21 protein-coding genes are annotated in these 21,144 nt (G+C 57.3%); 7 read left to right on the forward strand and 14 right to left on the reverse strand.

Features of this window, described 5'->3' with window-relative positions; all coding sequences use genetic code 11:
• Nucleotides 1-76: 76 nt before the first annotated feature.
• The 4 genes from ACOTZP_RS12620 to ACOTZP_RS12635 form a co-directional block, all read right to left on the reverse strand.
• Complete coding sequence (locus ACOTZP_RS12620) at nt 77-1,441, reverse strand: efflux transporter outer membrane subunit (protein ID WP_022646568.1); 1,365 nt, start codon at nt 1,439-1,441, stop codon at nt 77-79.
• A complete protein-coding gene (locus ACOTZP_RS12625) occupies nt 1,441-4,551 on the reverse strand; it encodes an efflux RND transporter permease subunit (protein WP_271075350.1) in 3,111 nt (1,036 codons plus the stop codon). The genes ACOTZP_RS12620 and ACOTZP_RS12625 overlap by 1 nt, the downstream gene beginning before the upstream one ends.
• Nucleotides 4,551-5,672, reverse strand: a complete 1,122-nt coding sequence (locus tag ACOTZP_RS12630; RefSeq protein WP_017383665.1) for an efflux RND transporter periplasmic adaptor subunit — start codon at nt 5,670-5,672, stop codon at nt 4,551-4,553. Before ACOTZP_RS12630 ends, ACOTZP_RS12625 begins: the two co-directional genes overlap by 1 nt.
• 147 nt (nt 5,673-5,819) lie before the next feature.
• On the reverse strand, nt 5,820-6,389 hold the full coding sequence (locus tag ACOTZP_RS12635; protein ID WP_022646570.1) for a TetR/AcrR family transcriptional regulator: 570 nt from the start codon (nt 6,387-6,389) through the stop codon (nt 5,820-5,822).
• Between the two features lie 185 nt (nt 6,390-6,574).
• Between ACOTZP_RS12635 and ACOTZP_RS12640 the strand changes: the two genes are divergently transcribed.
• Nucleotides 6,575-6,994 carry a GNAT family N-acetyltransferase gene (locus ACOTZP_RS12640; RefSeq protein WP_048966520.1) on the forward strand — a complete coding sequence of 140 codons (420 nt, stop codon included), beginning with the start codon at nt 6,575-6,577 and terminating at the stop codon, nt 6,992-6,994.
• Here the strand turns inward: ACOTZP_RS12640 and ACOTZP_RS12645 are convergent.
• Nucleotides 6,991-7,638: a TetR/AcrR family transcriptional regulator gene (locus ACOTZP_RS12645; protein ID WP_032622106.1), complete on the reverse strand. Its 648-nt coding sequence runs from the start codon at nt 7,636-7,638 to the stop codon at nt 6,991-6,993. The two genes, ACOTZP_RS12640 and ACOTZP_RS12645, sit on opposite strands and share 4 nt — an antisense overlap.
• Nucleotides 7,639-7,716: 78 nt before the next feature.
• On the opposite strand from ACOTZP_RS12645, the gene ACOTZP_RS12650 reads away from it, so the two are divergent.
• Both ACOTZP_RS12650 and nlpA read left to right on the forward strand, forming a co-directional pair.
• Entirely contained in the window at nt 7,717-9,216 is a 1,500-nt protein-coding gene (locus tag ACOTZP_RS12650; RefSeq protein ID WP_421633728.1) for an MDR family MFS transporter, read from the forward strand.
• 229 nt (nt 9,217-9,445) lie between these two features.
• Entirely contained in the window at nt 9,446-10,246 is an 801-nt protein-coding gene (nlpA, locus tag ACOTZP_RS12655) for a lipoprotein NlpA (protein ID WP_271075349.1), read from the forward strand.
• 18 nt (nt 10,247-10,264) lie between these two features.
• Here nlpA and ACOTZP_RS12660 read toward each other — a convergent pair whose 3' ends face one another.
• Nucleotides 10,265-10,918: an EAL domain-containing protein gene (locus tag ACOTZP_RS12660; protein WP_271075348.1), complete on the reverse strand. Its 654-nt coding sequence runs from the start codon at nt 10,916-10,918 to the stop codon at nt 10,265-10,267.
• A 14-nt stretch (nt 10,919-10,932) separates the two neighbouring features.
• On the opposite strand from ACOTZP_RS12660, the gene ACOTZP_RS12665 reads away from it, so the two are divergent.
• The 3 genes from ACOTZP_RS12665 to ACOTZP_RS12675 all read left to right on the forward strand — a co-directional run bounded on the left by ACOTZP_RS12665 (nt 10,933) and on the right by ACOTZP_RS12675 (nt 12,140).
• On the forward strand, nt 10,933-11,247 hold the full coding sequence (locus ACOTZP_RS12665; protein WP_271075347.1) for a hypothetical protein: 315 nt from the start codon (nt 10,933-10,935) through the stop codon (nt 11,245-11,247).
• A 123-nt stretch (nt 11,248-11,370) separates the two neighbouring features.
• The gene (locus tag ACOTZP_RS12670) at nt 11,371-11,823 is read left to right on the forward strand and encodes an STM2901 family protein (protein WP_032646726.1); all 453 of its coding nucleotides are present in this window, start codon (nt 11,371-11,373) and stop codon (nt 11,821-11,823) included.
• Nucleotides 11,823-12,140, forward strand: a complete 318-nt coding sequence (locus ACOTZP_RS12675) for a DUF1493 family protein (protein WP_023298994.1) — start codon at nt 11,823-11,825, stop codon at nt 12,138-12,140. Before ACOTZP_RS12670 ends, ACOTZP_RS12675 begins: the two co-directional genes overlap by 1 nt.
• Nucleotides 12,141-12,164: 24 nt before the next feature.
• Here ACOTZP_RS12675 and ACOTZP_RS12680 read toward each other — a convergent pair whose 3' ends face one another.
• The 5 genes from ACOTZP_RS12680 to ACOTZP_RS12700 form a co-directional block, all read right to left on the reverse strand.
• Nucleotides 12,165-12,647, reverse strand: a complete 483-nt coding sequence (locus tag ACOTZP_RS12680; RefSeq protein ID WP_023298995.1) for an Hcp family type VI secretion system effector — start codon at nt 12,645-12,647, stop codon at nt 12,165-12,167.
• Nucleotides 12,648-12,909: 262 nt separating this feature from the next.
• Nucleotides 12,910-13,998, reverse strand: coding sequence for an AAA family ATPase (locus ACOTZP_RS12685; RefSeq protein ID WP_032626628.1), 1,089 nt, complete (start codon nt 13,996-13,998; stop codon nt 12,910-12,912).
• 145 nt (nt 13,999-14,143) lie between these two features.
• Nucleotides 14,144-15,103: a YbgA family protein gene (locus ACOTZP_RS12690; protein ID WP_022646596.1), complete on the reverse strand. Its 960-nt coding sequence runs from the start codon at nt 15,101-15,103 to the stop codon at nt 14,144-14,146.
• A gap of 102 nt (nt 15,104-15,205) precedes the next feature.
• On the reverse strand, nt 15,206-15,616 hold the full coding sequence (gene uraH / locus ACOTZP_RS12695) for a hydroxyisourate hydrolase (RefSeq protein ID WP_058646786.1): 411 nt from the start codon (nt 15,614-15,616) through the stop codon (nt 15,206-15,208).
• Between the two features lie 99 nt (nt 15,617-15,715).
• Nucleotides 15,716-16,441: a MerR family transcriptional regulator gene (locus ACOTZP_RS12700; RefSeq protein ID WP_022646597.1), complete on the reverse strand. Its 726-nt coding sequence runs from the start codon at nt 16,439-16,441 to the stop codon at nt 15,716-15,718.
• Between the two features lie 117 nt (nt 16,442-16,558).
• Between ACOTZP_RS12700 and ACOTZP_RS12705 the strand changes: the two genes are divergently transcribed.
• Nucleotides 16,559-17,083, forward strand: coding sequence for a lipocalin family protein (locus tag ACOTZP_RS12705; protein ID WP_022646598.1), 525 nt, complete (start codon nt 16,559-16,561; stop codon nt 17,081-17,083).
• Nucleotide 17,084: 1 nt separating this feature from the next.
• Here ACOTZP_RS12705 and ACOTZP_RS12710 read toward each other — a convergent pair whose 3' ends face one another.
• Genes ACOTZP_RS12710 through ACOTZP_RS12720 form a run of 3 tightly spaced genes read right to left on the reverse strand, consistent with a single transcriptional unit; the run spans nt 17,085 to nt 21,126 of the window.
• Complete coding sequence (locus ACOTZP_RS12710) at nt 17,085-18,092, reverse strand: fimbrial protein (RefSeq protein WP_023298999.1); 1,008 nt, start codon at nt 18,090-18,092, stop codon at nt 17,085-17,087.
• Nucleotides 18,092-18,610, reverse strand: a complete 519-nt coding sequence (locus ACOTZP_RS12715) for a fimbrial protein (protein ID WP_022646600.1) — start codon at nt 18,608-18,610, stop codon at nt 18,092-18,094. The genes ACOTZP_RS12710 and ACOTZP_RS12715 overlap by 1 nt, the downstream gene beginning before the upstream one ends.
• Nucleotides 18,601-21,126, reverse strand: coding sequence for a fimbria/pilus outer membrane usher protein (locus tag ACOTZP_RS12720; protein WP_271075346.1), 2,526 nt, complete (start codon nt 21,124-21,126; stop codon nt 18,601-18,603). Before ACOTZP_RS12720 ends, ACOTZP_RS12715 begins: the two co-directional genes overlap by 10 nt.
• Between the last annotated feature and the right edge of the window lie 18 nt (nt 21,127-21,144).

Raw genomic sequence — 21,144 nt, forward strand, 5'->3', positions numbered from 1 at the left:
TACATTCAGGCAGGCGATTCCAGCCGAAAGTATGAATTTACTTTTCACCTGGTATGAGAATCGCCCTCTCAGGCCGTTACTGAACCCCTCCACCCAGCGATTGCCACAGCGTGATGCGGTTTTCCAGGTCGGTTTGCTGCAAGGCAATCAGTGATTCCTGTGCTGACCACAGCGATCGCTGCGCGGTGAGCACCGTCAGATAATCGCCCGCGCCAGCCTTGTAACTGCGCGTCGCCACATCCAGCGTTTTTTGCTCCGCCGCCACGTATTCACGCTGGGCATCAAGCTGTTCGCTCAACGTTTCGCGCCGCGCCAGCGCGTCGGCCACGTCCTTAAACGCGCTCTGGATGGTCTTCTCATAGGTGGCGATTAGCCCCTTCTTCTCCGCTTCCGCATAGCGCAGCTGCGCCATATTGTTGCCCCCGCTAAACAGCGGCAGGGTGATGGACGGCGCGAACGACCAGACCTTCATGCCGTGGCTGAACAGGGATGACAGCGAATCGCTGCCGACGCCCGCGCTGGCGGTCAGTGAAATGGTCGGGAAGAAGTTGGCGCGTGCCGCGCCGATGTTGGCGTTAGCGCTCAGCAGGTTATGCTCCGCCTCCTGAATGTCCGGGCGACGCAGCAGCGCGCTGGAGCTGACGCCCGCCGGGATCAGCGTGATGGCGTTATCGCTCAGGCTCTCCAGCGTGCCGGGCAGCAGGTTCTCGGGCACCGTATCGCCCGCCAGCAGGTTAAGGGCGTTTTTGTCCTGCATCACCAGCGTCTGGTAGCTCGCCACGCTGGCGCGCGCCTGCTGGTAAACCGCCATCGCTTCACTGACGTCCGTGGCCGCTGCCACACCTACTTCCTGCTGACGTTTAACGATTTTGAGCGAGTTCGCGGCGCTCTCCAGGGTGGATTTCGCCAGCGCCAGATTGCTGTTATCCGCCGCCAGCGTCACCCAGGCCGTGGTCAGCTCGCTGACCATCGTCAGGCGCGTGTTCTGCGCGGTGAACTCGCTGGCAAGCCAGGTTTCACGCGCGGCGCGCGACAGGCTCTGGTTGCGGCCAAACAGATCCAGTTCGAAGCTGGAGACCGTGCCGTTGGCTTCGTCGCTCGTCGCGACGCCGCTCGCCAGCGTGCGGCTGCGGGTGTGGCTCAGTTCCGCGTCCACCGTCGGGAACAGGGACGAGCGCGTTTCGCCATACTGGGCACGGGCGGCGTCGATATCCGCAATCGCTTTTTGCACGTCGCGGTTGCTGTTGAGCGCCATCGTCACCACGCTTTTCAGCCGCGCATCATTCATCACCTGCTGCCACTGGCTCACCACGGCGCTGGCTTCGCCGTGCGCGCCGGGCAGTGTGGCCGGAACGGGTGCGTCCGGGCGCTGATACGTGGGATCTAATGACACACAGCCTGCGCTCAGCAGTGCTAACGCTAAAACAGTTACACGAAACATTATGACCTCCGGTTTGCGTGCTTACCGGAGAACAGACGTTTCACCAGTACAAAGAATAAAGGAACAAAGAAGATGGCCAGCAGCGTCGCGGCCAGCGTCCCACCGATAATGCCGGTACCGATCGCCACGCGGCTGTTGGCACCTGCCCCGGTTGCCACGGCCAGCGGCGTAACCCCTGCGATAAACGCCAGTGAGGTCATGATGATCGGACGCAGACGCGTCTGGGCGGCCCGCAGGGCGGCGCGCGTCAGTGAGTAGCCTTCGGCCACTTTGGCTTCGGCAAACTCGACAATCAGAATGGCGTTCTTCGACGACAGACCGATGGTGGTCAGCAGCGCCACCTGGAAATAGACATCGTTGCTCAGGCCGCGCAGGGAGGCGGCAATGGCCGCGCCCAGCACCCCAAGCGGGATCACGAGGATCACCGAAATGGGCACCGACCAGCTCTCATACAGTGCCGCCAGGCACAGGAACACCACGAGGATGGAGAGGGCATAAAGGCTCATCGCCTGACCGCTCGCCAGTTTTTCCTGCAACGACAAACCGCTCCACGCCCAGGTGCTGCCGGACGGCAGGTTATTCGCCAACTGCTCCATTTTGCTCATCGCCGTACCGGAGCTGGCGCCGCTGGCGTTCTCGCCCTGAATTTCATACGCCGCCGAGCCGTTGTAGCGCACCAGGCTTTCCGGGCCATACTCCCAGCGGGTAGTGGCGAAGGCGGAGAATGGGGTCATAGTGCTGTCGCTGCCGCGCACATACCATTTGTTGAGATCCGACGGCACCGCACGATAGTCGCTGTCGCCCTGGATGTAGACCTTTTTCACGCGGCCACGGTCAATGAAGTCGTTCACGTAGGTGCCGCCCCAGGCGCTGGACAGGGTGTCGGTGACGTCGCTCAGGGAGAGCCCCAGCGACACGGCTTTGTTGTTATCGATATCCACCTGAAGCTGCGGCATCTGCGGCAGATCGTTGGCGCGCACGGCGTGCAGCGAGCTGTCCTGATTCGCTTCGCCAATCAGCTGGTTACGCAGTTTCAGCAGCGCGTCGCGGTCGGTGCCTCCGCTCGCCATCAGCTCAAAGGTAAAGCCGTTGCTCTGGCCCAGACCGTCCACTGCCGGCGGTGTCATCGCAAAGATGGTGGCATCGCGGATGGCGCTCAGCTCCTGCGTGGCGCGCAGGGCAATGGCCTGCGCGGTGTTTTCCTCGCCTTTACGCTCTGACCAGTTTTTCAGGGAGACGAACGCCATCCCGGCGTTCTGGCCGCTGCCGCTGAAGCTGAAGCCTTCAACGGTAAAGATCACGTCGGTATTAGCTTTCTCTTTGGTGAGGAACCACTCGCGTACCTGGCGGCTTACCTCTGCGGTACGCACCGCGGTTGCGCCGGCAGGGAGGGTGTACTGCACCATGATTTCTCCCTGGTCTTCGGTTGGCAGGAAGCTGCCCGGCAGTTTCAGCATGGCGAACCCCATCGCGCCGCAGAGCAGGGCGAAGATCACCAGCATGCCGCCGGAACGGCGCAGGGCGCGCAGAACCTTATTCTGATAGCCGTGCTCGGTCTTACTGTAGAAGCGGTTAAACGCGCCGAAGAAGCCCTTTTTGTGCGGAGCGGTGTGATTCAGGATCGAGCCGCACAGCGCGGGCGTCAGGGTCAGCGCCACCACTACGGAGAGGAACATCGCCGAAATAATGGTGACCGAGAACTGACGGTAAATGACCCCGGTAGAGCCGCCGAAGAAGGCCATCGGCAGGAATACCGCAGAGAGCACCAGTGCAATGGCGATCAGCGCGCCGGAAATTTCGCCCATCGATTTTTCGGTCGCTTCCCGGGCGGGCAGCCCTTCGTCTCGCATAATACGCTCGACGTTTTCCACCACCACGATGGCGTCATCCACCAACAGTCCTATCGCCAGCACCATGGCAAACAGCGTCAGGGTGTTGATGGAGTAACCGAACAGCGCCAGTACGCCGAAGGTGCCCAGCAGCACCACCGGCACCGCCAGCGCCGGGATCAGCGTTGCGCGGATGTTTTGCAGAAACAGGTACATCACCACCACCACGAGGATAATGGCTTCGAACAGGGTCTGAATCACGTCCTCAACGGAGATCTTGATGAACTCGGTGCTGTCTTTCGGGTAGGCCACGTCGTAGCCTTCCGGCATCGACTTTTTGAACTCGGCGATCTTGTCTTTTACCGCCGTGGCGGTGTTAAGCGCGTTGGCGCCCGGCGAGAGCATCACCGCCATACCCGCCGCCGGGTGGCCGTTCAGCTTCGCGGTGGCGGTGTAATCTTCGCTGCCCATCTCCACGCGCGCGACGTCGCTGATGCGCACCACCGCACCGTTGGACTGGCTCTTGACGATGATTTTTTTGAACTCATCGACCGTTTGCAGACGCGACTGAGCGCGAACGGTGGCGGTCAGCTGTTGGGCGTTCGACGAGGGCAGCGCGCCGATTTTACCGGCGGAGACCTGCACGTTCTGCGCTTCAATCGCGCTCTGCACGTCGGAGGGCATCAGCGAGTACGACGCCAGCTTAGCCGGGTCGAGCCAGATGCGCATCGCGTATTCTGCACCGAACACCTGCAGGCTGCCGACGCCATCCACGCGCGCCAGCGGATCCTGCATATTACTCACCAGCCAGTCGGCGATATCCGAGCTGCTGGCGGTGTCGGTTTTATCATATACGCCCATGATCAGCAGGAAGTTGCTCTGGGATTTTTCGACGGTGATCCCGGACTGCTGCACCTCGGTCGGCAGGCGTGATTCCGCCTGCTGGACTTTGTTCTGCACCTGTACCTGAGCGGTGTCCGGATCGGTTCCCTGTTCAAACGTGACGTTAATGCTCACCGACCCGTCCGAGCTGCTGGTGGAGGTGAAGTAGAGCAGGTTATCCAGCCCGGTGAGCTGCTGCTCGATCACCTGCGTCACGCTGTTCTCCAGCGTTTGTGCGGAGGCGCCAGTGTAGGTGGCGGAGATTTTGATCGACGGCGGAGCCACGTCCGGGTACTGCGCAACGGGCAGCGTGCGGATCGCCAGCATTCCGGCGAGCATGATGAGAATGGCGATAACCCAGGCAAAGACCGGGCGACGCACGAAGAAACGGGAAAACATCAGGCGTTTCCTCCGTTGGTTTTCATCTCTTCAGCTTTCACTTCCTGCCCGGCGGTGACTTTATCGGTGCCTTCCACAATCAGCTTATCGCCAGCCTTCAAACCGCTCAGCACCAGCCATTTGTCGCCGTAGGTGTCACCCGTCTCCAGCTGACGCTGTTCGACCTTGTTGCTGGCGTTCACCACCAGCGCGGTGGCGGTGCCTTTGGCGTCGCGAGTGATGCCCTGCTGCGGGGCGAGGATCGCGTCATTCATGATGCCTTCATCCACTCTGGCGCGGACGAACATGCCCGGCAGAAGCTGATGCTGCGGGTTCGGGAAGACGGCGCGCAGGGTAACTGAGCCGGTAGACTCATCCACCGCCACTTCGGTCAGCGCCAGGCGGCCTTTTTCGCTGTAGCTGCTGCCGTCTTCGAGAATCAACGACACGTTCAGCGTATCGCTGTTGCTGGCGAGGGTTTGCTTGCGTAAACGCAGCAGATCGGCGCTGGAACGGGTTAAATCGACGTACATACTGTCCAGCCCGCGAATGGTGGCCAGCGCGGTATCCTGCTGGGCGGTCACCAGCGCGCCGGGGGTCACAGAGGAGATGCCGATACGTCCGGCAATCGGCGCGGTGACGGTGGTCCAGTTGAGGTTAATGCGGGCGCTTTCCAGCGCGGCTTTCTTTGACTCGACGCTGGCCTTGTCCTGCGCGCAGGTGGACTTCGCGTCTTCCGCATCCTGACGTGATACGCCGTCATCCTTAACCAGCTGCGCATAGCGCCGGGCTTTCTGGCAGTCGGCCTGCACCAGCGCCTGCGCCTGTTTCAGTGCGGCGGCAGCTTCATCATAAGCGGCGCGGTAGCTGGAAGGATCGATCTGATACAGCGCCTGCCCGGCCTTGACCGTATCGCCTTCGGTGAAGAGCCGTTTCTGAATAATGCCGCCCACCTGAGGGCGCACTTCGGCGCTCATCGCGGCGGCGGTGCGGCCGGTCAGCTCGCTGACCACGGACACCGGCTGGCTCATGAGTGTGACAATCCCCACTTCCGGAAGAGGACGCTGGGGAGCAGATGTTTGCGCATTATCGCACCCTGTCAGGAGGAGTAATGCTGCGATGGAGGTTGTTATGGTTTTCATAATCTTTTTCCAGGGTGAACGAAGCCTGCCCTGTTAATCGCTTAACAGGGAGGAGGGCTAATTAAAAGCACAGCGATCCCGCATCTCTGGCAGAGCCAGAAATGAAAAAAGGGAAATTACTTATTTCCGCTAATTATTCACATGCGATTACTTCGCAGAGAAAAGCATATTTAAAATATTCTGGTAAATGGGCTCTAATTGTTCTGACGGTACTTTTAAAGGCGTGAGTCGACGGTAAATCGTGCCTTCGATCATCACGGCGGTAATCTCCACGCAGCAGCGAATATGCTCATCGCTCAGGTGGGGGAACTGCTTTTTCAGGTGCTCACAGGCGTTAGCGAACATGCGGGCTTCGGCTTCGATCAGCATGTTTGCCACCAGCGGATTGCGCGTGGCCTCTGCGGACATTTCGAGCATTAGCGCGTCATCATCTTCGTTAAGCGTCTGGCGCCAGGCAAGCGCCTGCGGCATCCCTTCAACCAGGGTTTTGCCCTGCATCTCCTCAATACGTGAGTCGATAATGCGCCGGATCATCTCTTCAATGATCGCGTCTTTGTTACTGAAATAGCGATAGATTTGTCCGACGCTGAGCCTGGCTTCGCTGGCGATCTGCGACATGCTGGCAGCGTGAAATCCACTGGCGCGAAAGCAGCGGCGCGCGGCGGTGATGATTTCGTCCTGCCGTAGTTTTTGTCGTTCTTCCAGCTTTGTGCTCATCGTCGGCTACCGTAAAAAGTGAGAATGATCGTTCTCATTATACGTTTTCGGAGCCTATTGGAAAGGTTTTTTTTATTTACATATTGAATGAATATTTCCTTGTTTAAACAATGGAGGAAATAAGGAGTTTTTATGAAGGTTAAGCTGTGAGATATTCAGATTGCGCTGAAAATAAGGAGAGATTTATGCACCTGAGCATTACAGATAAAGTCACGGCTGAAGAAAAAGAAGAATTATTAACGGGGCTAAGAGCCTATAACGCGCAGTATTTAGATCTGGCGACGTTTAGTGGCGATATTGGCGTATATGTGCGGGACGACAACGGCGTCATGCTGGGCGGGTTAATCGGCGTATGTAAAGGCGACTGGCTGAATATCGACTTTCTGTGGGTCAGCGACAGGGTGCGGGGAACGGGCGTCGGCAGCCAGCTGATCAAAACGGCTGAAGAGGAGGCCCGTCGCAAAGGGTGCCGTCACGCGCTGGTGGATACGGTCAGCTTCCAGGCGCGTCCGTTCTATGAAAAACAGGGTTATCAGGTGCAGATGTCCTTACAGGATTACCCTTATCAGGGAATGCAGAGACACTATCTGACCAGGGATCTTTAACCGCCGATCCCGTTGCCGATCACGGCTAACACGTGGCGCACAACGATCTCCGGCGAGAGGGCATTAAGCCTCTCGTCATTGCGCATGCGAGAGAACGGCACCAGCACCAGGCTCAGCAGCGTCGTGAACAGCAGTTCGGGGGCCAGCGCCGGATTCAGCTTTCCTTCCTGCTGCCAGCCTTTGATGGTTGCCAGCGTGGTGTGATATTTCTCATCGCCAAAGCGCTCCTGCAAATGCGTACGCAGTACCGGCATCTCGCCGATCACCTCCTGCATCCACAGCGGGGCAAACCAGCGATACTTTTCCGCCAGTTCGGCCAGCACCCTGACCATTTCCGTCAGGGCATCCACCGGCGAATCCCGGTTGTCGGCGAAAATTGCCCCGATCCGCTCACGTAACGGCAGGAAGCGCTCCTCAATCATCGCATCCAGTAACTGTTCTCTGGAGTTGAAGTAGTAGTGCAGCATGGCGGGCGTCACGCCGGCTTCGCGGGCAATAGCGTTCAACGACGTATTGGCGATCCCCTGGCGGGAGAAGAGGTTCAGGGCGATGTCCAGCAGCTGTTCGCGGCTGGCGGTAACGCGCTTGCCGCCGCGCGGACGTCCGGGACGGCGGGGTTCAGAATTGTCTTTTAGTGCTGGCACGGTCACGCTGTCTCTTGATCTTATCCATAACTTACCTGAATATTAATTATTCGATTAATTAATTTCAAGCGATCTCTTATGGAGTCTGACGTAATGACTCAACCTGCGAAAAACGCACCGTCGATTAAGCTGCTGTTCAGCGCACTCCTGCTGGTGATGCTGCTCTCGGCGCTGGATCAGACCATTGTCTCCACCGCGCTGCCGACCATCGTCGGCGAGCTGGGCGGGCTGGATAAGCTCTCCTGGGTGGTGACAGCCTATATCCTCAGTTCGACCATCGTGGTGCCGCTGTATGGCAAATTCGGCGATCTGTTTGGCCGTAAAATCGTCCTGCAAATCGCAATAGTGCTTTTCCTGGTGGGCTCTGCGCTGTGTGGCCTGGCGCAGAACATGACCCAGCTGGTGCTGATGCGCGCCCTACAAGGGCTGGGGGGCGGCGGCCTGATGGTGATCAGCATGGCCGCCGTGGCGGACGTGATCCCGCCTGCCGATCGGGGTCGCTATCAGGGGCTGTTTGGCGGCGTGTTTGGCCTGGCGACGGTGATAGGCCCGCTGATCGGCGGGTTTATCGTTCAGCATGCATCCTGGCGCTGGATTTTCTACATCAACCTGCCGCTGGGGCTGTTTGCGCTGCTGGTGATTGGCGCGGTATTCCACGGCAGCGCGCGGCGCAGCAAGCATGAGATTGATTACCTGGGGGCGATTTACCTCAGCATGGCGCTGCTGTGCATCATTCTGTTTACCACCGAGGGCGGTACGATCCGCCAATGGAACGACCCGCAGCTGTGGTGCATTCTGGCCTTCGGCCTGACGGGGATCGCCGGGTTTATTTACGAAGAGCGGCTGGCGTGGGAGCCGATTATCCCGCTGTCGCTCTTCCGCGACCGCAGCTTCCTGCTCTGTAGCCTGATTGGCTTTATCATCGGCATGTCCCTGTTTGGCTCGGTAACGTTCCTGCCGCTCTATTTACAGGTGGTGAAAGACGCCACGCCAACGCAGGCCGGCTTGCAGCTGATCCCCCTGATGGGCGGGCTGTTGCTCACCTCCATCATCAGCGGGCGCATCATCAGCCGCACCGGGAAATACCGTCTGTTCCCGATCCTCGGCACGCTGCTCGGCGTGGTGGGGATGGCGTTACTGACGCGCATTTCAATCACCTCCCCAACCTGGCAGCTGTACCTGTTTACCGGCGTGCTGGGCATGGGGCTGGGACTGGTGATGCAGGTGCTGGTGCTGGCGGTGCAGAACAGCGTGTCAGCCGATCAATATGGCGTAGCGACCTCTGGGGTGACGCTGTTCCGTTCCATTGGCGGGGCGATTGGCGTTGCGCTGTTTGGCGCGGTGTTCACCCATATTCTGCAATCAGGGCTGATCGACAGGCTGCCGGAAGGGGCGGAACTGCCGCGCGAACTTAATCCCGTTGCCATTCACCATCTGCCTGATGCCCTGCGTCTGGACTATCTGGATGCGTTCGGCTCGGCTATCCATGCAGTGTTTATGCTGGTGGCGGGGATTATGGTGCTGGCGTTTGTGCTGTCGTGGTTTTTGCGCGAAGCGCCGCTGCGTCGGCAGGCGTGAGGTTAGCGGTTCTGCTTGCGCCTGGACTACCGTAGCCTGATGCCCATCGCCCGGTGGCGCTACGCTTACCGGGCCTACACTTCGCCCGTTACGTAGGCCGGGTAAGCGCAGCGCCACCCGGCAACAGGCCGCATATAACTTAACCGTCTTACTGATTCCTTTTCGTTTTTTAGCCTGCCGTCTCGTTGTCGATATAGTCTTCAAAACGTCTATCAAAAGGAACTGTCTCGTGAAACTTCGATTGGGTGCGCTTCTCCTGACTGGCCTGCTGCTCGCGGGCTGTGATCAGGGCGGCAATGATGCCAAACACATTAAAGTCGGCGTGATTAATGGCGCTGAGCAGGACGTGGCGGAAGTCGCCAAAAAGGTGGCAAAAGAGAAATACGGTCTGGATGTTGAGCTGGTGGGCTTTAGCGGCTCGCTGCTACCCAACGATGCCACCAGCCAGGGCGAACTGGACGCCAACGTCTTCCAGCATCGCCCGTTCCTCGCAGAAGATAACAAGGCGCACAATTACAAGCTGGTCGCCGTGGCCAATACCTTCGTCTTCCCGATGGCGGGTTACTCCCGAAAGATTAAATCGGTGTCTGAGCTGAAGGACGGCGCAACCATTGCGATTCCAAACGATCCCACCAACCTTGGTCGCGCGCTGTTGCTGCTGCAAAAAGAGAAGATGATTACCCTTAAACCGGATGTTGGCCTGCTGCCAACGGCGCTGGATATTACCGCGAACCCGAAAAACTTACAGATTATGGAGCTGGAAGGGGCGCAGCTGCCGCGCGTGCTGGACGATCCGAAAGTGGATGTGGCCATTATCAGTACCACCTATCTCCAGCAAACGGGGCTTTCTCCGGTACACGACAGCGTCTTTATCGAAGACAAAAACTCACCCTACGTGAATATTGTGGTCACGCGTGAGGACAACAAAGACGCCGAAAACGTGAAGGAATTTATCCAGTCCTATCAGTCGCCGGAAGTGGCGAAAGCGGCAGAGACCATTTTTAACGGCGGTGCGGTGCCGGGCTGGTAAGCCACGGTAAGCTGGCCCTCACAGCTTTACGCGGGCATCGGTGCGGCTTTCGGGCCACAGAAAACCCTGGCCAGACTGTGCGCCAGACGCGCGGGCGCGCGCCAGATCCCGCGAATTCTCGATGCCTTCGATAAGAATTGATTGCGCGATACCTGCCCTGACCTCCTGCACAAACGGGGCAAGCGGCGCGCGCTCGCGCAGCGCTGAACGGTCAATTTTTACCCCATCCAGCGGCAGCGCAAGCCGCGCGAACGCCTCAGCCAACTCCCGGGTTAAATCGTCCAGCCAGATTTGCCATCCCGCCTCTTTTAACCGAACAAGCGTGGCATGAAGACGATGTTGCTCAGCCTTACTCAGCCGTGTGATGGTGAGAGGATCCTGAATTTCAATCGTTAACCGCTGCTGATGGCGTAACGCCAGCAACAACCGGATAGCGCGTTCGTCGAGAAGGTGCTCTGCCGGAAGGTTTAGCCAGTAAGCGTCCCGGGCGGGTATCTGTAACAGGGTGTTGGCCTGCCAGAAGAAGATTTGCAGCGCGCTGCGCGAAGGCAGAGAAGCAAACAATATCTCCAGATTGACGTTATGGATCTCCACGAGAACTTCATGCGCGAACATCTGGCCCGAATGAAGATCGACAAGCGGCTGGAATCGCAGCCCTGAGATACGTTGCAACAGGGGTGGGGCGCGTGGCGAAAGGCGATAAGGTCAAGCTGCGCTTCGACTCCTGGCCCGTGGACAAATACGGTTCCGTGGAGGCGACGCTGTCCGATTTCTATGAGGTAAACATTGATGCCCATTCGGCGCTGATCCCGCTCCAGGAAGGGCAGAACTACTACCTGGCTAAAGTGCGCGTCCCCTCCTGGTTTACCGACCCGGACAAGAAAAAGCGCATGCTGATGGGCGGGATGACGGTGAACGCCGATATCGTTATCGATCGTAAACCGCTTATCAATCTGCTGATTGCGCCGCTGGAAAGGGTACGCAAGCGGTTTATCGATTGACCCGATTTCATTTTGAAGCATTTATGCAGGCACTTTTCTGAATTTAATCAAAGTGGTATTGCCTTGTTATCCTTAACAAATATAAGGGTTTAACCTTTATCTCTTTGATTAATGGATTATGCTATGGACACAGTAGAGGAATCTGGCGGGACGTATTTCTATCACGGGAATGCGAACGTAACCCCACAGGAGCTATTTTTGCTGATATTCGCTGAGGGTCTGGCGAACCATCTGGGCGTAACTGTGGAGACTGCTGCAACAATCCTGGCGGGGCAGCCTATATTACCCAAGCGTAAGGTGTTGGGTGCGTCCGGTTCGCGTACAAGTATCGCGTCCAAGGTAGCGCGTCGCATTTTAAAGGGGGTCCACTTTCCTGAAGGCATGAGAGTGGAGACTATCATCGGTATGGGTAAAACCAGACAGACAAATAAGGTTGGGGCCGTCGTGGGAAGAGCAGTTCCCTTTGTTGGCTATGCCCAGGCGGTAATTATCTTTGCCCTAGTTGCCAGAGAAACCAGAAACAAGTACAACCTCATTGCCCGACCGAAAGATCGGATTGCCTGGACCTATTTCTAATGTTGTTGCCGGATGAGCAGGAATTTTTAGATTACATTACTGAGAACTACAGTGAGCGCAAGCGTCCTGCCCTGAAGGAATGGACCTTCCAGGAGCATTTTAACCTCGTACCTGAAGATCTGGAGGAGATGCTGCTCGACCTTTTCAACCGGTATGAAATTGAGCACAGCAACTTTGTCATGGATAACTACTTTGAGCCCGAGCTTTTTTGGTTCCAGTTTGGGCTAAGAAAGAAGTTTCGAGATCGTCAGTACAAGCCGCTAACGCTCGAAATGATAATTGAGTCTGCCAAAGCGGGGCGCTGGTTGTATGATTAAGGGGCTAAGCGCCCCTTGTGCGTTCTATGCTGACTGGCGTTCGTTCCATGCATCGCTGAAGATAATGTTCCCGTCGTTATGCTTCCAGGTAATCTTCTCGTAACGCAGTTCGACCGTTTCCATATGGTTTTCGTTAGGGTTATCCCCTGGCGCCATTGCCGGTGAAATCGAAACTATTCGCACGCCTTCAAGCAGCATGTTGAAGTATTCCTCTTCCTGACCAGAGTAGTTGATCCGATACCATTTTATTTCTGCTGACACCAGGCTTTGACCTGTCGCAACTGCTTTATAAAGATATGGGCTAGAGCAGTCGAATTCTTTAATGATCAGCATAGGGGAATGCATACGTGTACCGGTTATTTTGCCGGTTGCGTTATCTGTTGGGATCATGAGATTGTGGTGGAACCCTTTAACCTCAATGCTGCACTCTCTGTGCTGAACATCAACTCCGCCTTTGATTAATGCTCCACCGTCGTCCTTAAGCCATAAGTATGCTGGTATAGACATTTCCCTATTTCCTTATTTTGTTGAATAACGTCATTATTGCGCTTGAAAACCCCATACCTATTTTTTCCATCAAGTATGTCAATACGCTCCAGCGTATGTCCGCTATCCGCATGGAAAGGTGAAACCAGATCATGTTTACTCCCAATCGATGTCCTTTTAAGACATTGACCAGGCAGATTTTAACCAAAATAAGGAGTTAACTTATGACGCTTCCAGAAAAGATAAAAAGCGGTTCTCTCAGCACTACCGGTGAGGATGACAATTACCCCAGCCGCTCCATCCGCGTCTCCCCCTCCATCATCGACAGCTGATACAGCGAAAACGATCGGTGCTTCTCAATCAACTGTGCCAGCTCCGGCGAGTGGCTGGTGAGCCAGATCTGCGAGTAGCGGCTGGCCTCGGCAATGAGGCTTGCCAGAGCGGGCAGCATCTGCGGATGCAGGCTGTTTTCCGGTTCGTTGAGGGCGATGAATGCGGGAGGGCGCGGGCTTAACAGCGCCACCGCCAGGCACAGAAAACGCAGCGTGCCGTCGGAGAACTCTGCCGGTTCCAGCGGCCTGCTCAGCCCCTCGCGCTGCATCATCATGCGGAAGCGTCCGCCGGTGTTATCGCTGTAAAACACGCAGCCGGGGAAGGCCTGGTCGAGGATGCGCATCAGCAGCAGCTCGTCGCCAATTTCAACAATGGTCTGAAACGCGGCGGCCAGGTTCGCACCGTCGCTGGCCAGCACCGGGGAACGAAAGCCTACCTGCGGCGCACGGATCGCCGAGCCGGATGAGACGGAAAACTCATGATAAAACCGCCAGTTACGCAGGGACTCGCGCATCTGCGATACTTCGGGGTAGAGGTGCGGTTCACCGAGCTGCCCGAACACCGACTCGTTCTCATACAGCGTACCGCTGTGGGTCACTTTTTCGTGATGCACGTTGTTCAGGAATACGGCCTGGTTCTTACGCTTCATCAGCTGTGACGACGGACGACGGTGCTGGCCGCTCAGCCAGATAGATTCCTCTTTGATCACCGGATCGAGCTGAAACTGTGAGGGGTAGGGCAGCTTTTCCACGAACCCGACCTGAAGCTCATATTCATAGGTTTCCGTTTCCACCGCCAGGTTCATGCGCCGCAGCTGGTCGCTGCGGGTTTTGCCCGCCCAGAACACCTTCAAAATGCCGCCCTCGTTTGCCAGCGCCTGGGAGAATTGCCCCTGCGCCGCGCTGTGCATCAGGTAAATCGCTTTATAAATATTGGATTTTCCGGTGCCGTTGGGGCCGAACACGATGTTGAGCTGTTCCAGCTCAAGCGACATATCGCGAATTGAGCGGTAGTTCTGAATATGCAGATTTTTGATCATCGGGGTACTCCGCTGTGCATGCTTAACCTGTACAGAATTACAGTATTTTACGCTGAGCGCAAAAAAAAGACGACAGTGAGGGTGTCGTCTAAACGGGGTACAGCTTTGGGCCTCTGTGGGTCAATGGGCCTTCGCTTCTTTCTTATCATGTAACGGCCAGACGCAGACCCAAATCATCAGGATAGGGATCAAAGTAGTTTTGCGTCATCAGGTACCGGTCAGGGTATTCAGCCAGATAATGCTTAAGCAGCGTCAGCGGCGCGAGGATCGGCAGCAGTCCGTCCCGGTAATGCAGGATCACATCACGCAGTTCTCCACGCTGGCGGCTGTTCAGCTGGTTACGGAAATAGCCCTGAATGTGCATCAGCACGTTAGTGTGATTCTTCCGCGAAGCGGGTTTTTTCAGGATATTCATCAGTTTGTCGCGATAGGCCACGAAAAACGCGTCCAGATCGTCCCACTCATGCAGTGATGCCACAAACGGACCAATTTCACGGTAGCCTGCCTGATGGTGCGCCAGAAGCTGAAGCTTATAGCGGCTGTGAAAGTCCAGCAGGGCACGGCGCGTCAGGCCATTTTTACGCATTACGTTCAGTTCGTGGAGAGCAAAAACGCGCTCAACAAAGTTTTCCCGCAGTACCGGATCGTGCAGGCGACCGTCTTCTTCGACGGGCAGCCAGGGGAAAGTTTCAAGGAGGGCGGCGGTGAACAGCCCGACACCCTCCTTGCGGCCCCGGTTGCCGTTTTCGTCGTACAGCCGCACGCGCTCCATGCCGCAGCTAGGGGATTTTGCACAGACGATAAACCCTGACAGATCGCCGATTTTCGGCAGATAATCTGCCGTAAATGCGGCCATCTTCTGCGTGACGTCATCGTGCGGCGCTTTGCTGAATCGCATTTCTGTCTCGCCGCCAGTGGTCATCACCAGGCGCAGCGCCGGACGAGGCGTGGGCAGGCCGATAGCCATTTCAGGGCATACCGGGCGGAAAGCGACCCACTGCGCCAGCTCATCCATCACAAAGCCCATACGCTTATGCCCGCCGTCAAAGCGAACGGCGGAACCGGTCAAACATCCGCTAATACCCAGCACAGGTTTTGTTGTCATGATGTGCACCTCCCGATCTCATATCTAAAAGTTACACAACAATGTGATTTTGTCCAAGTATTGGCGGGATTATTTTTTAATCGTCTTTAAAATCAAGGGCAATCAGCTGCCCTTGTAGGTTGAGTAACCGTACTGGCTGAGCAGAAGCGGGATGTGCAGTTTTTCATTGGTGCGGGTGACGGTGAACAGCACCGGCACTTCCGGGAAGAAGGAGTCCAGCTTTTTGCCGTGGAAGTAATCTGCGGTTTTGAAGGTCACTTTATACACGCCTGGCGCCATATCCTGATCCTGCGGATAGAGCGATTTAATACGCCCGTCGTGGTCGGTTTTACCGCTGGCAATCGGGGTCCACTTGTCCTGCTCCTGCTTTTCCAGCGTGACGGCCACATCCGCTGGCGGCATACCGGTTTGCTGATCCAGAACGTGGACGCTCAGGGTGCCTGCCGGGGCGCTGAACGCGGCAGGGGCGAAAGCCATTGTAGCCAGTATCATCAGAGGGAGTGTCTTTTTCATCGTGTTTTCCTGTTGAGTTGTCGGTGACAGGAAAACGTTAGCACTCGCTGCGCGAAAAAATATTCAACTTTTCGTGAAGTTTGCCACAGCAGAAAATAATCAGAGGATAATTACCTCAAGGGAAACCTGCTGCTGCCACTGCGCAACCTGCTTTTTTCGCGCGGCGGTAAGTTTACCGCTGGTAACCAGCAGCCATTTGCGATCCGGAAAAATTTCCGGGGCCAGCGCGGCAGGGGGAACCGGCAGTATGTCGATGCGGTGGCCCTGGCCGGTGCGCGTCAGGGCTTCAAGCCAGATCTCACATGGGTCGTTCAGATGCCAGCCGCTGATGAGGATGTTATCGCCCGGCGCTTTTTTATCGCCCTCAAGGCAAAACGAGGTGTAGGCGATGAGGATGCCGTCGAGGATCTCACGCAGCGTCATGGCGGCGGCGACGTTGGCCGATATCTGGCTGCGCAACGGACGCAGCACGTTAGTGACCAGCTCTGGCCTTGGGTATTCGCGTCCGGCGTCGTAAATCATCTGACGCAGGGATTCAATTTTCCCCTCCTGCAACTTTTGCAGCATGGCCTGTTGCAGGGTTTGCCAGTTATTGGCGCGGCGCGGCACAGGACGTTCCAGCAGTGATTTTACCTGGCCGATGGGTACGCCTTTTTTAACCCAGTCGAGGATTTTCAGCGCCTGCTGAACGTCCTCATCGCTGTACAGGCGGTGACCGCCGTCCGTACGCTCGGGTTTGAGTAATCCATAGCGTCGCTGCCACGCCCGCAGCGTGGTGGCGGTGATGCCGCTGAGTCTGGCGAATTCGCCGATGGAGTAAGCCATGTCTGCATCCGAAGAGAAGGAGTAGTCTCAATATACTACGAATATTCCCCGACGGGATGAAGCGCCGCACGGGTGCGCTACACTTAACGTCCAACCGCGTAAATGAAAGGAGTTCTCATGAGGCTATGGCCTGTCGTTACCGGTGTCGCCATTGCGCTGACGCTGGTTGCCTGTAAATCTCCCACGCCGCCGAAAGGCGTGCAGCCCATTACCGGCTTTGATGCCAGCCGCTATCTCGGCAAATGGTATGAAGTCGCCCGACTGGAAAATCGCTTCGAGCGCGGTCTGGAACAGGTGACCGCGACGTACGGCAAGCGCAGCGATGGCGGTATCAGCGTACTGAATCGTGGCTATGATCCGGTGAAGAACAAGTGGAATGAGAGCGAAGGAAAGGCGTACTTTACCGGCGAACCGACTACGGCTGCGCTGAAGGTATCGTTCTTCGGCCCGTTCTACGGCGGCTATAACGTGATCAAGCTGGACGATAAGTACCAGTACGCGCTGGTCAGCGGCCCGAACCGCGACTACCTGTGGATTTTATCGCGCACCCCGACCATTCCGGAGGCGGTAAAACAGGACTACCTGAATACCGCACGCGATCTGGGCTTCCGGGTCGATCAGCTGGTGTGGGTTAAACACTGACCTACTGATACGAAAACGTAATGCTCGCCAGGGCGTTAGCCGAGCCGGGGACCAGCTCTCCGGTTCGGATGTACTGCGCCTGGAACGGCAGCGACAGCGTTTGTGCTGCGCTGGTGGTCTGGATGAAAAACTGTCCCGTCGTGCCTGCGGCCGAGCTGTCTGGCCCCATCATCAGCGGCCCGGTACCGTTATAGAAAAACTGCACGCCAATGCCGGAGGCCGTGGAGTCCCCGGTCAGCGTCACGACCGACGAGGTATTTGACGGCGTGGTCTGATCGGTCATTACTGCGTTAACCGCCACGTTCTCATCGCAGGTCAGGCTGACGTTAAACGCCTCCGATGGCGAGGTACTGCCTACGCTGGGTAGCGTGTGAACATCAATGGTGCCCAGGTCGACGTTGGCGCTTTTCGTGCCTACCGTGCAGCCGCTTGCCGTCACCGTGATGGTGGTCGGGTTGATGATCACCTGCGCGGTTTTCACTTCGTTGTTATAGGCCGTCAGGATCGCCGCGTTAATGGTGGGGGTCTGGTATACGCCGGATTTCAGCGGAACGCCGGTCTTGATAAACGTCACTTTTGCCGACCAGCCCAGTGTGGAGGCGTAACCGTTAGTCCCGTCGGCCGGATAACTCTGCGTAATGCCCGTCTGCATCGGGACATAGGTGGTGCCATTATAATCTTTAAGCCCAAGAATGAAGCCGATGCCGGGCACGCCCGTTTCAAATACCATGTAATTTGCGCCATCAAGAATAACCGTGATGCCGGTGGCCGTTACGCTGCTGCTCGGCTCCAGCGTCCCTTTGGAGCAGGTAAATACCAGGCCGCACCAGAACACTTCCGAGACGCTCGCAGTGGCGCTCCATTCAGAGCCGATCGTCTTTCCAGGCACGATGGAATCTGCCGGGCCGGACCAGGACATGGGCGTGGGTGAAAGTGTGATATCCGATGTCCAGGAGAGGGCAAGTGCCTGAGACGTCATGAAAAACAGGCCTAAAAACAGTAAACGCATTATTGATACTCCGTCGTCCAGGTCGCCACTGCCGAAACGTCTCCGGCATTGACCGGCGCACCCGTGGCGGCCAGTCGCGCATAGAAGGTCATTTTTACGCTGTCATCCCCCGCCGCGCCGTAAGCAGTGGTTTGGGTGTCCAGCGGGATAAGTACGCTGTCTTTATCCAGAATCTGCACCGCCACGCCGGTCGCGCCGCCGTCAGCGACTTTCAGAAGCTGCGGGTTCTCGTCATCCGGCGTACCGCTGAAGCGGATTTTCACGCCAGCAAAGGTAGGGCCGCACGCTTCAAGGGTGAGCGTGAAGGGCGTTTTGATATTGCTGACTGCCCCCGCCTCGCTAAATTGCTTCACGCCGAGGGTGCCCAGCGGCACGTTTTGCTCCTTCGAATCTTCCGAGACAATACAGGTATTGCCGATCACGTTGCCGGTCACGGAAACCAGCACGTCATAGCCGTGTACGGGGACGGTGATGAACATTAGCAGGATCAGGGGGAGAAACCGGACGGTTACTGACATATGACCTCCTGAGAATACAGCCCGGTGCGGGCCTGATAATTTTTCGGGTTCAACGCATAGCGGATCGTGCAGCGCTGGGCGCTGTCGCGCCCCCATACGGCATGCAATGTTCCCTCCGCTGACAGGCCGGTCAGATACACGCTGCCGCCATCGCCGACGATACCGCTGGCGTTGTCATCCTCTGACGAGACCAGCGTGCCGAAGGGGAGCACGTCTTTAGCGTGACGCACGATAAACATCGCTTTTGCCCCCTGACGCGTGGTGAGGGTGGCGCGAACCAGTGCCCCGTCGGTGGGGATTTTATTGGCGATGGCGTTCTCAAGCTCCACGTCATTGCCCACGGTGGTGACATCCAGCGCAACCTGATTAACGCGATACGGCGTGGCGTACGGGATCACCGCATAGCCCCGGCTGTCGGTTTTGATGCCCCTGTGGTTGAGCACGGCGACATGGCTGGCGCCCGGGGCTTTCACCAGGATATTGGTGTTCCCGAGCGGCTGGCTCAGCGTCAGGCCATCCTCATGCAGCACCGCGCCGCCGCTCATCCCGTAGCTGAGGTTGCGGGAGTCACCGGCGTAGCTGTAGCCCAGGTTATAGTCTCCCCACGCGCCCTCGTATTGCAGCGCGGCATCGCCGCCGTAGTGCTGCTGCGCGCTGTAGCGCTGGTTGACGCTATAGAAAAGATTCTCCTGTCCTGGCAGATAACCACTGACACCGGTACTCGCGGTGGTGCCAGCGGGATCCGCATGGGTAGCGGTAAAACGGAGGCGGGTCGACAGCGCCGGGTTACTCAGCGGCACCGACAGGGACAACGCAAGGATATTGTCTTTCTTGTTGTCGTACAGGCTAGAGCTACGCTGGGCGCTGATGCCAAGCGACAGATTACGAAACGTTGCGTTCCACGCGAACTGCAAACTTTGCGTGGTTTTTGACGTATTCCAGTAGGTTTGTTGATCCCAGGACAGCGACAGCGCGCCGTATTCGCCCATCGGCTGCGACAACAGCAGCTGATTTTTTGCTTTACGCGACATATGCAGGTTGTAAACCGTGTCGTAGTGAGTGGTGACGGTGCCATCGTCTTCCACGGTCTGTTCTGGCGCTCCGCCCGCCATGCCTTTGTAAGTGGTATCGCTGAGGGTATAAAACCCTGCCGTTGAGTAACGCAGCGAGAAGAAATTGACCCGCGTACCGATATCGTTCAGCAGCTTGCTGTACCGCAGGCGTACCGAATCCCCGGTGTAGTGCTGATTATCAGCCAGCTGGCTGCGGGCATGGGTGAGGTCGAGGGAGTAGGCGCCAAAGCGGCCGAGATTCTGCCCGATACCTAAGGCCAGGCCGTTGTAGCGATCGGAAAACTGCGCCCCGCCATAAAACGTGAGACCGTATCGCCAGCCCAGGAACAGCTCGCCCTGCGCGAAGGAGGGCGAGATCTGATTGCCCGCAGGGCGGTATTTCCCGGCCCCCAGAGCATATTTCACCTGACCGTTACGCACCAGATTCGGCACGCTGGCAAAGGGCAGGGTGTATTGCGTCTGGCTGCCGTCGCTCTCCTGAATGGTGACCGCGAGATCGCCGCCGGAAGAGGTTGGATAGAGATCTTTCAGCACAAACGCCCCCGGCGGAACCGAGGTTTGATAGATAACGTTACCGTTCTGGCGAACCGTCACCGTGGCATTGCTGCGCGCGATGCCGCGCACTTCAGGCGCGTAACCGCTCAGGCTGGCGGGCAGCATATTGTCATCGGTCTTCAGGGCAATCCCACGCAGGCCAACGGCGTCAAACACCTGCGATGAGGTGAACGTTTCACCGGCATAAACCTGGGCACGAAGGGCGCGGATATCCCGCTGTAGCCAGGTCTGGACGTGGGTGAGCTCGTTACTCTCTTTGGTCCACGTGGTGAAATCACGCAGCCGCCATGCGCCCAGGTTGGCGCCGCTGTTCAGGCTCACAAACAGCTGTTGTTCCCGCGTACGCGTCTCGCCCCGGTAGTCATTATTCGCGCCATTGACCACATAGTTCAGCCACGCGGCAGGGATGCCGGATTCCCAGCTCTCCGGGCTGACGTACCCGCGCGGCAGAGCGCGCATCGTGTTTTGCGGTACGGTGAAGTTGAGGGTAAGCGTCCTCTGGTCAAAATCAAACCGGGTATCGGCGAATGACCGGGTTAAAAAAATGCAGCGCTGCGCAGGCGACAGCTCACCCCCTTTCGCCTGACGGCTGTCGATGCCAAGTGCGGCGAATTGCGCAGGTGTAAGGCACGGCAGGGCTTCACCGGCGGTGTTTTCAGCGACGCGAAATGTGACGTTACCTGTGAACGCGAACTGGGTGTTGATATACACGTTAAGATTGTACTCGCCCGGCGGCAACGCGCTCCCGGCGTTGACCCAGGCGAGGTCGGCGCTGTTTGCCTGTTCGCCGTTAAGAAACGCAGGATTAAAGTGCAGCTCGCTTTCGGCAGCCACGGCTTGCCGAATCACCAGGGCGATCGCCGTGGCGCACAGGATTTTAATTTTCATGTGGTCACGCCTTACTGT

The organism is Enterobacter cloacae complex sp. SYL001 (assembly GCF_049237025.1).
Taxonomy (GTDB): Bacteria; Pseudomonadota; Gammaproteobacteria; order Enterobacterales; family Enterobacteriaceae; genus Enterobacter; species Enterobacter intestinihominis.

Coding starts and splice junctions, on each gene's coding strand:
- ACOTZP_RS12620 (WP_022646568.1), bottom strand. CDS start 1,441: ATGTTTCGTGTAACTGTTTTAGCGTTAGCACTGCTGAGCGCAGGCTGT.
- ACOTZP_RS12705 (WP_022646598.1), top strand. CDS start 16,559: ATGAGGCTATGGCCTGTCGTTACCGGTGTCGCCATTGCGCTGACGCTG.
- ACOTZP_RS12710 (WP_023298999.1), bottom strand. CDS start 18,092: ATGCGTTTACTGTTTTTAGGCCTGTTTTTCATGACGTCTCAGGCACTT.
- ACOTZP_RS12630 (WP_017383665.1), bottom strand. CDS start 5,672: ATGAAAACCATAACAACCTCCATCGCAGCATTACTCCTCCTGACAGGG.
- ACOTZP_RS12680 (WP_023298995.1), bottom strand. CDS start 12,647: ATGTCTATACCAGCATACTTATGGCTTAAGGACGACGGTGGAGCATTA.
- ACOTZP_RS12690 (WP_022646596.1), bottom strand. CDS start 15,103: ATGACAACAAAACCTGTGCTGGGTATTAGCGGATGTTTGACCGGTTCC.
- ACOTZP_RS12685 (WP_032626628.1), bottom strand. CDS start 13,998: ATGATCAAAAATCTGCATATTCAGAACTACCGCTCAATTCGCGATATG.
- ACOTZP_RS12670 (WP_032646726.1), top strand. CDS start 11,371: ATGGACACAGTAGAGGAATCTGGCGGGACGTATTTCTATCACGGGAAT.
- ACOTZP_RS12675 (WP_023298994.1), top strand. CDS start 11,823: ATGTTGTTGCCGGATGAGCAGGAATTTTTAGATTACATTACTGAGAAC.
- ACOTZP_RS12715 (WP_022646600.1), bottom strand. CDS start 18,610: ATGTCAGTAACCGTCCGGTTTCTCCCCCTGATCCTGCTAATGTTCATC.
- ACOTZP_RS12640 (WP_048966520.1), top strand. CDS start 6,575: ATGCACCTGAGCATTACAGATAAAGTCACGGCTGAAGAAAAAGAAGAA.
- ACOTZP_RS12625 (WP_271075350.1), bottom strand. CDS start 4,551: ATGTTTTCCCGTTTCTTCGTGCGTCGCCCGGTCTTTGCCTGGGTTATC.
- ACOTZP_RS12650 (WP_421633728.1), top strand. CDS start 7,717: ATGGAGTCTGACGTAATGACTCAACCTGCGAAAAACGCACCGTCGATT.
- uraH (WP_058646786.1), bottom strand. CDS start 15,616: ATGAAAAAGACACTCCCTCTGATGATACTGGCTACAATGGCTTTCGCC.
- ACOTZP_RS12720 (WP_271075346.1), bottom strand. CDS start 21,126: ATGAAAATTAAAATCCTGTGCGCCACGGCGATCGCCCTGGTGATTCGG.
- ACOTZP_RS12635 (WP_022646570.1), bottom strand. CDS start 6,389: ATGAGCACAAAGCTGGAAGAACGACAAAAACTACGGCAGGACGAAATC.
- ACOTZP_RS12700 (WP_022646597.1), bottom strand. CDS start 16,441: ATGGCTTACTCCATCGGCGAATTCGCCAGACTCAGCGGCATCACCGCC.